This is a genomic window from Nostoc sp. UIC 10630 (assembly GCF_010747425.1).
GTDB lineage: Bacteria > Cyanobacteriota > Cyanobacteriia > Cyanobacteriales > Nostocaceae > Nostoc.
In genome coordinates this window covers 1-13,657 of the sequence record NZ_JAAGOG010000201.1, presented here as the reverse complement: position 1 = coordinate 13,657, position 13,657 = coordinate 1, and the positions used below count along the sequence as shown (strand labels likewise).

General features: G+C 41.1%; 10 protein-coding genes and 2 pseudogenes. 6 read left to right on the top strand and 6 right to left on the bottom strand.

The features are described 5' to 3' along the window. The first annotated feature begins 86 nt into the window (after window positions 1–86). Both def and G1O98_RS31150 read left to right on the top strand, forming a co-directional pair. On the top strand, window positions 87–650 hold the full coding sequence (gene def, locus G1O98_RS31155; RefSeq protein ID WP_114081866.1) for a peptide deformylase: 564 nt from the start codon (window positions 87–89) through the stop codon (window positions 648–650). 10 nt (window positions 651–660) lie between these two features. Then, window positions 661–864, top strand: coding sequence for a hypothetical protein (locus tag G1O98_RS31150; RefSeq protein WP_163936482.1), 204 nt, complete (start codon window positions 661–663; stop codon window positions 862–864). 68 nt (window positions 865–932) lie between these two features. Here G1O98_RS31150 and G1O98_RS31145 read toward each other — a convergent pair. Beyond that, window positions 933–1,354 (bottom strand): annotated as a pseudogene (locus G1O98_RS31145) (hypothetical protein); the annotation flags it as partial. A 334-nt stretch (window positions 1,355–1,688) separates the two neighbouring features. Here G1O98_RS31145 and G1O98_RS31140 point away from each other — a divergent pair. The 3 genes from G1O98_RS31140 to G1O98_RS31130 are packed head-to-tail and all read left to right on the top strand — an operon-like array spanning window position 1,689 to window position 5,649. Next, on the top strand, window positions 1,689–2,501 hold the full coding sequence (locus G1O98_RS31140) for a PD-(D/E)XK nuclease family protein (protein ID WP_163936479.1): 813 nt from the start codon (window positions 1,689–1,691) through the stop codon (window positions 2,499–2,501). 52 nt (window positions 2,502–2,553) lie between these two features. Then, window positions 2,554–3,195, top strand: coding sequence for a GNAT family N-acetyltransferase (locus G1O98_RS31135; RefSeq protein WP_163936474.1), 642 nt, complete (start codon window positions 2,554–2,556; stop codon window positions 3,193–3,195). Window positions 3,196–3,198: 3 nt separating this feature from the next. Continuing rightward, a complete protein-coding gene (locus tag G1O98_RS31130) occupies window positions 3,199–5,649 on the top strand; it encodes a DHH family phosphoesterase (RefSeq protein WP_163936471.1) in 2,451 nt (816 codons plus the stop codon). Between the two features lie 75 nt (window positions 5,650–5,724). On the opposite strand, the gene G1O98_RS31125 is transcribed toward G1O98_RS31130, so the two are convergent. Both G1O98_RS31125 and G1O98_RS31120 read right to left on the bottom strand, forming a co-directional pair. Continuing rightward, the gene (locus G1O98_RS31125) at window positions 5,725–6,396 is read right to left on the bottom strand and encodes a pentapeptide repeat-containing protein (protein ID WP_163936468.1); all 672 of its coding nucleotides are present in this window, start codon (window positions 6,394–6,396) and stop codon (window positions 5,725–5,727) included. A 297-nt stretch (window positions 6,397–6,693) separates the two neighbouring features. Further along, on the bottom strand, window positions 6,694–7,368 hold the full coding sequence (locus G1O98_RS31120) for a cadmium resistance transporter (protein ID WP_163936463.1): 675 nt from the start codon (window positions 7,366–7,368) through the stop codon (window positions 6,694–6,696). Between the two features lie 669 nt (window positions 7,369–8,037). Here G1O98_RS31120 and G1O98_RS31115 point away from each other — a divergent pair. Further along, window positions 8,038–8,475, top strand: coding sequence for a cyclic nucleotide-binding domain-containing protein (locus G1O98_RS31115; protein ID WP_114081859.1), 438 nt, complete (start codon window positions 8,038–8,040; stop codon window positions 8,473–8,475). 180 nt (window positions 8,476–8,655) lie between these two features. Here the strand turns inward: G1O98_RS31115 and G1O98_RS31110 are convergent, their stop codons facing one another. From G1O98_RS31110 to G1O98_RS31100, 3 genes and pseudogenes are all read right to left on the bottom strand, one after another. After that, window positions 8,656–10,077: a cobyrinate a,c-diamide synthase gene (locus G1O98_RS31110; protein WP_163936461.1), complete on the bottom strand. Its 1,422-nt coding sequence runs from the start codon at window positions 10,075–10,077 to the stop codon at window positions 8,656–8,658. A gap of 36 nt (window positions 10,078–10,113) precedes the next feature. Then, a pseudogene (locus tag G1O98_RS39120) lies at window positions 10,114–10,731 on the bottom strand (S-layer homology domain-containing protein); the annotation flags it as partial. 1,687 nt (window positions 10,732–12,418) lie between these two features. Continuing rightward, complete coding sequence (locus tag G1O98_RS31100) at window positions 12,419–13,132, bottom strand: conjugal transfer protein TrbI (RefSeq protein ID WP_163936458.1); 714 nt, start codon at window positions 13,130–13,132, stop codon at window positions 12,419–12,421. Window positions 13,133–13,657 lie beyond the last annotated feature (525 nt).

The window sequence follows — 13,657 nt, the reverse complement described above, 5'->3', positions numbered from 1 at the left end:
TTCCCAATTCCCAATTCCCCCCCCCCCATTCCCCAACTTGATAGAATGAAAATAGTAAGAATTTTCACCACTAGCCATTGAGACTCATGCCTTCTGAAATTGCTGTAGAGAAAAAAAAGTTAAAAAATCCACCTTTGGAGCTTCATTATTTAGGCGATCGCGTGCTGCGTCAAGCTGCAAAGCGGGTTTCTAAAGTAGATGACGAACTTCGCCGGATGGTGCGGGAAATGCTGCAAACTATGTACAGCAAAGATGGCATTGGTTTGGCTGCCCCCCAAGTGGGAATTCACAAACAACTAATTGTCATCGACCTGGAACCAGAGAACGCAGCTAATCCGCCTTTGGTGTTGATTAACCCCACCATTAAACAAGTCAGCCGTGACATCTCTGTTGCCGAAGAAGGATGCTTAAGCATTCCTAACGTATATCTAGACGTAAAGCGTCCTGAAGTCGTGGAGATAGCCTATAAAGACGAATATGGTCGTCCTCGAACATTAAAGGCTAATGCCCTTTTAGGACGCTGCATTCAGCACGAGATGGATCACCTCAACGGTGTGGTATTTGTAGACCGTGTAGAAAACTCCTTGACTTTAGCCCAGGAGCTATCTAAAAATGGCTTCTCGTATCAAGCGGTGAAACCAATAGCATAGGGGGCTAGTAGTGTATTTAACTCCAAAAAGCAGTTTATTTCTGGGTGGTTCTTGTGTAAGTGCGATCGCAGCTGTTGGTTCGATTTTTGAACTCAGTTACGGACAACCAGATTTGGGTTTCCAAGTCACGGCGATTATCCTCGCATTGAGCATTCCACTCACCGGATTCTTTTTCTTTGCCGCAGTGAAGGACGCAAGGGCTAACATGAAATAAGCATCAGGTACATAAAAAAGGTAAAAGGATGAAGGAAAAGGCAAAATTCATTCTTTTACCTTTTATTTTTACTCTGGATCTTCCACTGCCCCTAAAGCTTTCAGCGTTACTACCTGTGCTGCGGTTAACCTTGTCACGTCGGTGATATTCATTCCTTCGTAAGGTTTTGGCGATGTCTACGACGGGTGGTTCCTGAGCGTAGCCGTAAATAGCTACGCTTAGGGCGCAGCCTCTCGTAGAGAAGAGCTAGCCTACGCAGTGTTTTTAGGCACTCACCTGTCAATACATCTCAAACTTTAATTGTCTCATCTTGGCTACCACAAATTAGGGTTTGACCATCGGGACTAAAGGCAACTGACCTGACTGTATTGGTATTTCCCTGTAAACTTTTAAAGCATTTTCATGTGTGGAGATCCCATAAATTTACTGTTTGGTCTTCACTGCCACTAGCTAAAATTTGACCATCGGGACTGAAGGCAACTGATTTTACCGAACCGTTATGTCCAGTACAAGTAAATGGCTTATAAATAGCCTAATATCCCCAGTAGTAACTTCGTGATAAACCTGTTCAATTAATCGGTCAGTCATGTATTTCATCACCACAGACTGGAGGGTGAAAATGCAATTTTTTGTTCAATTAGCGAGTGCTTCAAGTACTTCCCTTTTGGGCAATGGACGCACAATATCATCTAGCAATTATTCTAGGAAAATTAACTGATGAAGAGTTGAAATAACAGATATGAGAACTATAGCAGTTATTGTTTGGGTGTCAACTTAGAGCTAGGGCGGAGGTCATTCGCCCTTTTAACTTCTAAAATAGAAGAATGCTGTTAACTCCTACTCAACTACTGCGACTGTCTCAAGGACAACTCAACTTACTAGAAGCTTGTCCGCGTAAATTTCAACATACCTATTTAGAAAAACTCAATTCGCCCTCAAATCCAGAACAAGAAGAACGGCAAACTTTGGGTAGTCGTTTTCACTTGCTAATGCAGCAGCGAGAAATGGGTTTGCCAATTGATAGTTTTTTGCAAGCAGATGCTAAACTCCAAAGCTGGATGCTAGGTTTTGCTGATGCAGCACCTGAAATTTTAATGGCTGCATCTGATAATCAAACTTTCCGTGAAAGTGAACACTACCGCACCCTACAAGTTCAGGATTATTTACTGACGGTTGTCTATGATTTATTGATTGCAGATAACCAACAAGCGCAAATTCTCGACTGGAAAACTTATCCTAAACCACCCAATAAACGCGAGTTAGAGTCCAACTGGCAAACACGGCTTTATCTCTATGTATTGGCAGAAACTAGCGATTATTCGCCAGAAAATATTTCCATGACTTACTGGTTTGTCCAATCTGAGGGTAAGCCGCAAAATATTAAATTTAATTACAATACTGTTCAACACACAAAAATAGCAAAGAAACTTAATCAACTGTTAAGCCAGTTAACTAATTGGCTGGAAGATTACCAAAATAACCAGCAGTTTCCTCAAGTGGCGGAGGGTAGCAAAACTTGTGATTATTGTCAGTTTGCCAAACGGTGCGATCGCACGCAAGTTTCTGAAGAAGCAGTGAAAGACTCATTGCCAAATTTTGACAGCATTCAAGAAGTCTCACTCAACCCCATATATTAAAGGATGTTGTCAAGTCCAATAGGGATATAAAAAAATCACAACTTCTAAATTTATGTCAACTTTTGACGAAACTGAAGCCATTTATGTCCGCGAATTAGGAATTGATGACATTGCTCCCGTTTACCACTTGGGAGAAGGGTTATTTACCAGTGATTTATATCCTTATTTATACCGCACATGGGATGAATGGGAGGTGATTGGACTTTACAACACCGATCCTGAATATTGTCTTGTGGCCGAAACAGACGGAGAATTAGCCGGATTCATTTTGGGAACTATCATCACCAAAGCATCCTGGACTTATGGATATATTTTATGGTTGGGAGTTAGTCCGAAGTATCAGCGTCGGGGAGTAGCAGATAAGTTGGTTGATAAAGTCGTCGCCCGGATGATTGAAGATGGGGCGCGGTTTATGCTGGTAGATACCGATCCCACCAATACTTCAGCCTTAAAGTTTTTTAACCGCAAGGGTTTTGGTAATACTCGCCAGCATATTTTCTTGTCGATGAATTTAAGCAAGCATGAATATTATGGCAGATTAATTGATTACGAACACCAAAAAGCTGAAAGAGCAGGTTACAAGCGATCGCGTCCGGCAATTCGTGCCCGTAAAGCTGAGAGCGTCGCTAATGAAGTAATTCTTAATCCCCTAGCAGGTGAATCTCAAACAACTGAGGATCAATCCCCGATTTAAACAATGCCAGAACAACAGCAGTGGACTATAACAGCAACCGAACAACCCCCGGAGTGGTTCATCCAAGCGGTGAAACAGTATACGCCCCTATCAAGTGGAATATATGCAGCACAATTGTTGTGGCAACGGGGAATTAAAGATCATCAACAATTAACAGCTTTTATTAACTATAAAGCTTATCAACCAGCAAGTCCCTTTGAGTTTGGGCAAGAAATGGACTTAGCGATCGCACGGTTGCAACAAGCATATAACGCCAAAGAAAAAATTGCTATTTGGGGAGATTTTGATGCTGATGGGATTACTGCTACATCTGTACTTTGGGATGGATTAGGGCAATTTTTTAAACAAAATACTCAGTTAATTTTCTATATTCCCAATCGCCTGAAAGAATCTCATGGTCTCAATAATCAAGGGATTGATAACTTAGCAAAACAAGGTTGTAAATTAATTGTTACTTGCGATACTGGCAGCACAAATATTGAGGAAATTATCTACGCTAAACAGCTAGGCATAGATGTAATAGTTACAGACCATCATACTTTACCAACTGAACGCCCACCCGTCGCAGCAATTATCAATCCCCGCTATTTTTCAAGAGAACATCAGCTATTTAATCTTTCTGGGGTAGCGGTAGCTTATAAGTTGGTGGAGGCACTATATCAAAGTCTGCCTAATGTTGCAAAACATCCGTTAGAGGATTTATTAGATTTAGTAGCAGTAGGATTAATTGCCGACTTAGTGCAGTTAAGTGGAGATTGTCGTTATTTGGCGCAGTTGGGAATTCAACGACTACAAGAAGATTTTAAACAGCTACCAGCAGCGCGTCGTCGTCCGGGAGTGGGGCGATTATTAGAATTGTGCCAGAAAAGTGGCGATCGCCCCACAGATATTTCCTTTGGTTTGGGCCCAAGAATTAACGCCGTTAGCCGCATCCAAGGTGATGCCAGTTTTTGCGTTGAATTATTAACCAGTCGAGATGTCAAACGTTGTAACGAATTAGCCGAAGTTACAGAACTCGCAAACACCAGACGCAAATCTTTGCAAAAAGATGTACAAGCGCAAGTAGCACAAAAACTTACTCAATTAGATTTATCAACCACCAGCGTCATCGTCCTAGAAGATGCCCAATGGCCTGCGGGTGTGTTGGGCTTAGTTGCCGGACAAGTAGCACAAGAAACGGGTCGCCCGACTATTTTATTAAGTACAGAGGGACTGGGGACTGGAGACTGGGAACTGGGGACTGGGGAGGAATTTTCCCAATCCCCAATCCCTAATACTTCGGCTGCGCTCAGTACAAGTCCCCAATCCCTCGCCCGTGGTTCCGCCCGTTCGGTGAATTCTGTAGATTTATACCAACTGGTAAAAGACCAAGCACATTTGTTACATCGCTTTGGCGGACATCCCTTTGCAGCTGGGTTGAGTTTGTTAGTAGAGAATATTCCTTTATTTACAGCAGCGATTAATCAGCAGTTGCGGCAATCTTTAGGTAGTACAACCCTAACGCCAACAGTGCAAGCAGACTTGACGGTGACAGTTGCAGACTTGGGGAAAGAGTTATTTTTAGAACTGAAAGTGCTAGAACCTTGTGGAATGGGTAATCCTGTTCCGAAGTTGCTAATTCAAAACTGTTGGTTTGAAAATGCCTGGCATCGTAATCAGCAGGATTGGCAAGGGAAGAAGGTACAGTACATTAAAACTGAGTTTGATATTCGGGATGATTCCGGCAGAAGTGCTTTTCCTGGCTTATGGTGGGGACACTACAAAGATGAATTGCCCATAGGAAGGTGTGATTGCATAGCTGAATTAGACTACAACACCTTTAAAAAACGTTATGAAATCAGATTAATTGCCGTGCGTCCAAGTGTTAACTCAGCACTGAACACTCAACACTCACCACTCATCTTAGACTTACGGAATCAGGAATATTCACAGGCTAGGGCTAACACAACTCAAGACTTAGCGTTGATTCTTGAAGATTGTCCCACGAGTTGGGATAATTTACGCCTATGGTTGCGGCGATGTTTAGCGATAAGCCGCTCCGCATCTACGCTTTCCAATCAACAACAATTAGCGATCGCTTGGTCTAAACCCAACCACCAACCACCAAATCAAATTTGGCTGACTCTTGTTGGAATTGCCAAATATCTCAGTCGCACAAATCAACCAGTTACGCGCGTCCAACTTTTAGAGAAAATTGGCATCAGTGATCAAACTTTACTTGTAGGAATTAAAGCTTTAAAACATTTAGGATTCACAGTCAAACGACAAGACAATTATTTACAAATTACTTGGCATCCGAGTGATAGAGCAGAAAACCTTGCTGATGAAGCAGTGGCACGATTTTTAGCTGCTGTCCGAGAAGAACAATTTCAGCAACAGTATTTTGCTGACGTGCCTTTATCTACTATTGTGGCGATCGCAAATTCCGACAATTATATGAGTACAAATCTTTAAAAATAAAAGCCTGTATTCATTACTGAATCAGGCTTTTGAGGGTTTTTATTAAATTTACTCAGAACTTCAGTTTAATTACTGAACAGTGAATCCTTCAGGTCTGATAGCACCTTCCAAATCAACCCCCATCAGGTTAACCCCCTGGATGTTTGCATTTGTGAGATTTGTCTTTTCCAAGTCTGCGCCCTGTAGGTTAGCCATTTGCAGATTTGCTCCCAACAGGTTGGCTTTTTCTAAGTCTGCATCAAATAGGTTTGCTCCTAACAGGTTTGCTCCCAAAAGGTTTACCTTACCTAAATCTGCTCCTTGAAAGTTTGCCCCTTTTAAGTTTGTTTGCTGTAGGTTAGCCCTTTCTAAGTCTGCATTTTGTAAGTTAGCACCCTCCAAATTTGCCGCTTGCAGGTTTGCATCCTTAAGCATTGCTCCAGTTAGGTTACATCCGACACATTCATTGGTTTGTAATAAATGTCTAACATTTGTTGCTACAGACACAACTGGAGGTATAACTGGGGAAGTTACAGATTCCATTGGCGATGTAACCGGAGGTATGACTGGAGCTAGTTCAGACTCCATTGGCGATGTAACCGGAGATGTGACTGGAGCTAATTCAGACTCAGTAGGTATGGATGTTGTTAATGTTTGAGCTTTAACTGCTTGCTGGTCAAGGAGCGAAAATCCTGCTACAAGTACCAGAAATACTACTGTTACTATCCACCGAGTTAATTTTTTAGAATTTGATTGATTCATGAGTTCCTTTCTGTGATTATTCGTAGTAGTGGGTTTGCTTTTATAAGAGCCATCAATAATGTGCTTTATTCTCACTTTAGATAAATTGATTGATAACATCAAATATTATTTTGATTCTAATTGATAAATTTAAGTGATTAAAAAATCTTTGTGGATGGGAAACGATCAGGTGATTAGTTTGGTTGTGTTAGGGAATAGCACCCATCTCCGTAGGCGTAGCCCGCATTTCAACAAAGCTCAGTGACCATCGTAGAAATCGCATTCCCAAGTAACAAGTTTTCAGTTCGGGTGTAATTCCTAATTAGAAAGCATTGCCAGACTAGGTAACAGTCGATATGATTCACTTTTAATTAAGATAGAGAGTCCCAGGTAAATTAAGACAAATGGGAAGACTTTCCGGCCGAAGCGGGTTAAAATGGGGGTCATCAGAGGATTACGAGTCAGGTTGTAAGAAAGTAAACACCACGCCCCAATACTGAAATAACAAACACACAAAATCACACTCAAACTTGGAAGATTGCTACTAGCAAACAACGGTACATAGATCCCAATGTTGTTTCCTCCATTGGCAATGGTGACAGCAGAAACGCGGTAGGTTTGAGGATCGCGGATGGTTGCTAATAATGATTTATTCTGGCGTTCAGATTTGACAGGAGAGTTTAACTCAACCGACACAGCTTGCACTGTCTCTCCTTCCTCTTCTCGACTGATGAAATTACTGATACCAATAGCAATGGGAAGCAAACCTAGTAATCCAATCCAGGTGCTAGGAATCACAAGACCACCGAAGAAACCAGGGAGACTAGCGCACACTAAGGTAGTAAATCCCAGAAATTCACCGATAATAATATGCTTTGGACGAAAGCTGCGATTGACTTTTCCAAAAAAAGCTGTCAAATATAAATTGTCGTCAAAGGTAGTTGCAAAAGCGACAGATATCCCAATAAATAATGTACTAATTAGCCAACTCATAATTGTTGCTCACGATATTCAATGCTGTTTGTTCTAGTCTTTCTCTGCTCTTCGCTGTGAGGGCAGATAAGGAGATTTTGTGACTGTTTTACGTAACGACAACCGATTGAGGTTCGCTAGTCATCAGCCAGTTTCCCGGTTTTTAGAAGCGATTGCCTCTAATCAAATTGGTGATTTTTTCCTCAGCAAGGTACCTTGGGAGCTCATGAAGTCAATATTATGGCTTGCAACCATATAAGAGCAAATACTCTTGTTTTTTAAAACGATAAATAAAGGTGATTGATAAACAGTCTGTTTTATAGGTGTTGCTTTAGCGGGGCTGGCAAGGTTTTTAACAAAACTACTTTCCCCTAGACTGGCAGTTGGTTAAGCTTCATACTGAGTTACTATCTGAGAAGTTTAAGAGCGTAGTTTACCGCCGTAGGCATCGCTCCTATTGAACAAGAGGCAAGGTAGCAGGACTCAGACTCATGTTCCCCCCTTCGTTTCACGGCAGGATGAAGAAGTCATTTCCCCCTGCTCCTTTCCCCCTCCTGCCTCCTCTATCAAAGACAGACTAAAGTTTGAGATATTCTTGGCGGCTAGCGTTAAACATCGGTTAATATGACTAATCGCGCTCTGTCTTCAGGTTTAAAATTTACAGTAATGTTTTATGTTTAACTTGTAATTATGCTAACCAGTGTTGACCGTTTATTATTTGTCCGGCGAGTCCCGATTTTTAAGGAATTGCGGGATGATTTTATTGTGCGGCTCACTTCAGTGATGAACGAACTGTCATTTCCAGCTAATTACACCATCTTTCGCCAAGGAGAAGAAGGGCGATCGCTTTATATTGTCGTGTCAGGTCGGGTTAAGGTTCACATCGGCAATAAAATGCTTGCAGAGGTGGAACAGGGAAAATATTTTGGTGAGATGGCAGTATTTGATACTCAACCTCGTTCTGCCACTGCAACAACTTTGGAACCTTGCGAATTTTTGGAACTGACGCAAGAGCAATTGTATGATGCGATCGAAGAAACTCCTGAAATTGCGGTGAATATCATTCGTGAGTTATCCCGTCTGATTCGTAAGTTAAATGACGATATGAATTTATCGAACTCACGTTGAATTAAACCCAAAACCTCCTACCACAGTCAATTCACTCCGTCGAACTCACGTTGTCTGAAGATGCGCTAAATCATATTTAAGTGCAAGAGAGAATAACGAACCGCATAGACGCGGAGCGGCTTCCCGCAGGGTAGGACGCAAAGGACACAAAGAAAGAAGTTAAAAGGGTTTAGCGCAGCCTCACAAAGAAATGGTATAAGTTCTACATTCTTTAAGAAACTGTTCGGGAATTTCTCTACTTTCTCCCCAATGCAAATGCACATAAGAAGCATGAACATTTGCAGGAAAACCCCATCCCTCGCATCCCATATTTTCATCACAATCGTAGCGAGAAGTTTCAAATAGGGGCTTAGTGGAAGTTAAGGTTAAATGGGAACGATGAAATTCATGTCCGTGAACAGCTGTACCTGCCTTCACTAACAGATTATCTTGCAAAGCTACTGCACGACGATAGCCCAAAGTTAAACGCCCACCCATGACAGCAGATGTTGGTAAAACTCCCGTCATTGCCCAAGATTTACCCTCAAAATCGATAATTTGCTCACATAAATACATTAATCCTCCGCATTCAGCGATCGCAGGCATTCCTTCCAGAATTGCTGTTTTCACTCCATCACGAACGCTGGTATTTTCTGCTAGTTGCTGGGCAAAAACTTCTGGGAAACCTCCGCCAAAATACATTCCCTGGACATCTTTTGGTATTGCAGCATCTTTTAACGGACTCCAAAAAACCAGTTCTGCACCAAGTTGTTGCAGCAAATCGAGATTGTCTTGGTAATAAAAATTAAAAGCGCGATCGCGGGCAACTGCAATTCTGATGGAGGAGGGAAAATGAGGCAGATTAGGGGGAGGAGGGAGAGGTTGTGATTTTAACAGGGGCAATAAGTTTTGCCAATCGAAGCAAGTATCTCCTAAATCGGCGAGGCGATCAATTAAAGCATTGAGTTCGGGAAGTTCTGCTGTGGGTACTAAACCCAAATGGCGATCGGGAATTGTGATGTTATCTTGACGGCGCAGCACGCCAAGAATAGGTAATTCTAAGGGCTTTAGGGCATCTTTGAGGAGAGAGAGGTGGCGATCGCTTCCTACGCGGTTTAATACTACCCCAGCTATTTTAATTCGGGGGTCAATAGATTGGTAGCCGTGAGCGATCGCAGCGACAGAACCAGACAAGCGACTGCAATCAATCACCAACACCACAGGTAAATCTAAAAGCCGTGCAATGTGTGCCGTACTTGCAAAATCATTAATTTGTCCTTTGTCATTAGTCATTAGTCCTTTGTCTTCTGCAAATGACAAATGACTATTGACCAATGGCGAAATTCCATCAAATAATCCCATTACCCCTTCTACTAGGGAATATTCAGTCAGTTGACTATGACGGGCAAAACATTGCTGAACGTAGGTTTCTGAAGTCAACACTGGGTCTAAGTTGCGACAAGGACGACCAGTTACGTGTTGATGAAACATCGGATCGATGTAGTCTGGGCCTACCTTGAAAGATTGCACCAAGCGATCGCGACGACGTAAAGATGCTAAAAGGGTAAGCGTGACTGTTGTCTTGCCCACCCCACTACGTTCTCCAGCAATGATTATAGACATGGATAATTGTTGATTAGGCAGTTAATTGCTGAAGTTTGACACGACATAAGGGGAGTTAATTGCTGAGGCTTGGTTAGAACTAACCAGTGCTTGGTAGATAAAAGCTGCTACCTGTGCGCGAGTAGCGGTTGCGGTTGGATTCAGGGATTTCACATTAGGATAGTTCACCACAATTTGCTTTTGGGTTGCAGCTGCGATCGGGCTACGGGCATAGTTAGCGATGTTAGAGGCATCGTTAAAATATTTCAGAGTTTTTTCGGTATTGCCACCAGAAGTATATCCCAGACCGTTGGCGAGGGAAACTAAAACCTGCTGGCGGGGAATAGCCTGGTTAGGTTGAAAACGATTATTGGGATATCCAGATAAAAAACCAATGGTATAAGCTTGCTCAATCGCACTGTATGCCCAATAGTTACTAGGCACATCAGCAAAATTGGTCGCCTGCCTCTGCTGTGATTTAGGGAAAGCTTTGTTGACCATAGCAGCAAATTGAGCGCGTGTTACCGGTTCTTCAGGGCGGAACCTACCATCAGGAAATCCAGCAATTACGCCTCGCTGTGACAATTGTTGAATAAATTGTGCTGCCCAATAGTTAGATGAAACATCAGAAAAAGCAATTTGAGCTAAAGATAGCGGGGAGCATCCTGCTTGGATTGGTTTCCCTTGTAAACTATAAGTTACTGACTCACAAACAAAACCTGCGGAGTTAGACTCTACATAAATCCGTGTTGGTGGATTTTGTTTATCTAGCCGCAATTTCCAATCATTAGATATTTTTTCGAGAGTAGGATACTTTTTTAAAACCTGTGAGTCTGCAACAATATCGTGAGTTCCCTTAACACTTATTTTAGAAGCATTTAGGTATATATTGTAATCATAAACAACGTTTTCATTTTTATTATTACTATTAATATCTTTACCAGGGAAAGCATATAAAATATTGTTTAAAATCCTGACATCAGATGATACATTAGCAAATATTTGCCCATCTTTAATTTCCGGACTTTGATTATTTAAAATAGCAGTGTTATTTACAATATCAACATGCTCGCTTAAAAATGTATGAATACCTGAGCCACCATTATTAAATGTCAGATTGTTTTTAACTAAAGTGCGTCCTTGATATGCACCCAATTTTGAGTTATTCTGATCGTTTCTTGTAGTATCAATAATAATACCATTCCCATCTGTAATCTTTCCAACTGCAATCCAAGGGATGTACATACGATTATTGTAAGTCTTATTGTTGGTAACAAACATTTTGTATCCCTGGTTTTTGTCAGAATTCCAATTACTCAACATTGAAATACCACTACAACCATAAACACTATACCAGGCATTATTGAAAACTACGTTATTGTCTACTGTCACATAATCTGATTGAATCGCTGAAATACCTGCTCCTCCACAGTCATGCACTTTATTATTCATAATACGGATATGATGAACATGACCACTGGTTCGTCCGTCAATGTTGATGCAGTTTCCATTTGTGAGTGGGTTTAGTTTGTTAGTCTTCTGACTCATTGCATAATCAAGAGTTATATTGGCATTATTCCCTATAACCTCCAGTCCGTTGATCTCAATATATGAAGCTCCACTTGAAATCAGAACACCGTTCCATGTATTGTGCTGAATTTTTGGTAAATGTCCAGGATATGCTTTATACCTAATCCATGCATTTGCAGTTCCAGAACGTTTAATACTTACTACACTCAAAGCTTTGGCTACATTTTTGTAGACTCCATTCATAATCAATACTGTATCACCAGGGTTGGTAAGGTCCGCTGCTTTCTGAATTGTCCTAAATGCGGATGAAGTAGAAAGTCCGCTATTTTTGTCGTTTCCATTACCACTAACATAGTATATTTTCGGTGTTGAATTCGCGCTAATTAGCTTGTTGCTGGATAGGCTAATTTCGTTGTTAGTGGATATCTGAGGGGCGTTTTCAACTAAAGATACTTTTATCTTTTCTCCCTGAGTCAAAAGAATTAACACCACGGGAATTACAAGAGATGTGCTTAAAATGAAACCTTTATTTACCATAATAAAATGCTCTTTTATACACTACTTGAGAAAAAGTATCAGGATATTAGGTAATTTTGAATACTCTTTTAGATAGAGAATAAAATAGAGATGACTTTCCTATCTCTTTCCTTCAATAGCATACTTCAATAAGTATTCCAATAAATATCGATGGTGATGAAGACGATATAGATGTATGATAGTTGCTGTTAAATAGAATTTTTTAGGTATAAAAATGAAGGCGATCGCACACTCTAGTTAAAGTGGCGATCGCCTATAAGGGGTGATTAAAGTCACGACTTGAATACAGTTAAATCTAGTAGCGTGAGCGTGGTACTAAATTCAAATTAGAATTCAGTGTGAGCCTTAAATCTTGTGCGGGTCTGATGACAAACAAATTTGCTTCTTTTTTCCGCAATAGGACACTCGCACCTGCACCCGCAGCCGCACCAATAACAGGTTTTAAATCATCAATTCTGTTGTTACCAGTAATTAGTGAACCTAAAAGACCAGCACCTCCACCAATAGCTGCATCAGTTAAAACCTGACCAGTGCTAGGCCCTTGTGAAACTTTTTGAGTTGTGGTGTATGTCCGAGAAGTTGCATTAATCGACTGACGCTGACCATTAGAAAATTCTAATTCTTGAGCGACAAACCGCACGCCTTTTCCTTGGTTATCATCTGTATTTCTTGAATAATTATCTAAGTCAACAGATTCTAGCCGCCCATTTACTTTAGTTCCAGCAGGAATTAAGACATTTCTATTTCTGTCGATAATGTCATTGGCTATTCTCAAGGTTATAGATTTACTTTCCCCAGGAGCAATAGTAATAGTCTCTTTCTCGTAGGTGACAGGAAAAGCAACCCCAGAAGGAATGGTAACGTTTCCATATTGAGTATTTCTGTCTTGCCCAATTCTATATTGTGCATTGGCAGGAGCCAAGCTTAATAGGGGGCTAGCGACGCTTGCGGTAACGGCTATTGCCATTAGTGCAGCAGTTCTAGATTTCCATTGATGTGAGCGAGCCATAAGAGGGTTGTCCTTTGTGTATGTGATGTATTTAATGACGGTGATTTACTGAGTTTGTTTCTGACTGTTTTTAAACCTGTCTATAAGCGTATTCCGAAGATAAAAGCACTTATGATTATGGGAGTCTGTGCGATCGCAACTCTGAATTAGTATCCTGCTAATGTGCGTTAATCAAATCAGAGGCAAGACATTTATGCGACGTAAACGAGTATCATTTTGTTCCTAAGTATTGTTTTATTACTTGTGTCCACACATCTAAGCCCTTAATATAGAGGCGATGGGCTAACTGCGAACTCTTACTTCCATTCTAAATTGATTTCCTCGGAATTAAGAAATATTTTCGTTTTCTTAACGAATGATTTACCTATGGTGCTGATAGTCACAGAACCATACGAACAAAACCCGCGCTGGCGGGTTTTAATTTTTTATTATCCACAAAAGTTATGAACTGGACTTTGGACTAAAAGGCTAGAGAAAAGCAGTCAGCAGTAACACTGACTGCCGTAAAGTCAATGAAAGTAATCG

Excerpts from the sequence above, each read along its gene's own strand:
- G1O98_RS31130 (WP_163936471.1), top strand. The coding sequence starts at position 3,199 with ATGCCAGAACAACAGCAGTGGACTATAACAGCAACCGAACAACCCCCG.
- G1O98_RS31135 (WP_163936474.1), top strand. The coding sequence starts at position 2,554 with ATGTCAACTTTTGACGAAACTGAAGCCATTTATGTCCGCGAATTAGGA.
- G1O98_RS31125 (WP_163936468.1), bottom strand. The coding sequence starts at position 6,396 with ATGAATCAATCAAATTCTAAAAAATTAACTCGGTGGATAGTAACAGTA.
- def (WP_114081866.1), top strand. The coding sequence starts at position 87 with ATGCCTTCTGAAATTGCTGTAGAGAAAAAAAAGTTAAAAAATCCACCT.
- G1O98_RS31140 (WP_163936479.1), top strand. The coding sequence starts at position 1,689 with ATGCTGTTAACTCCTACTCAACTACTGCGACTGTCTCAAGGACAACTC.
- G1O98_RS31115 (WP_114081859.1), top strand. The coding sequence starts at position 8,038 with ATGCTAACCAGTGTTGACCGTTTATTATTTGTCCGGCGAGTCCCGATT.
- G1O98_RS31120 (WP_163936463.1), bottom strand. The coding sequence starts at position 7,368 with ATGAGTTGGCTAATTAGTACATTATTTATTGGGATATCTGTCGCTTTT.
- G1O98_RS31100 (WP_163936458.1), bottom strand. The coding sequence starts at position 13,132 with ATGGCTCGCTCACATCAATGGAAATCTAGAACTGCTGCACTAATGGCA.
- G1O98_RS31110 (WP_163936461.1), bottom strand. The coding sequence starts at position 10,077 with ATGTCTATAATCATTGCTGGAGAACGTAGTGGGGTGGGCAAGACAACA.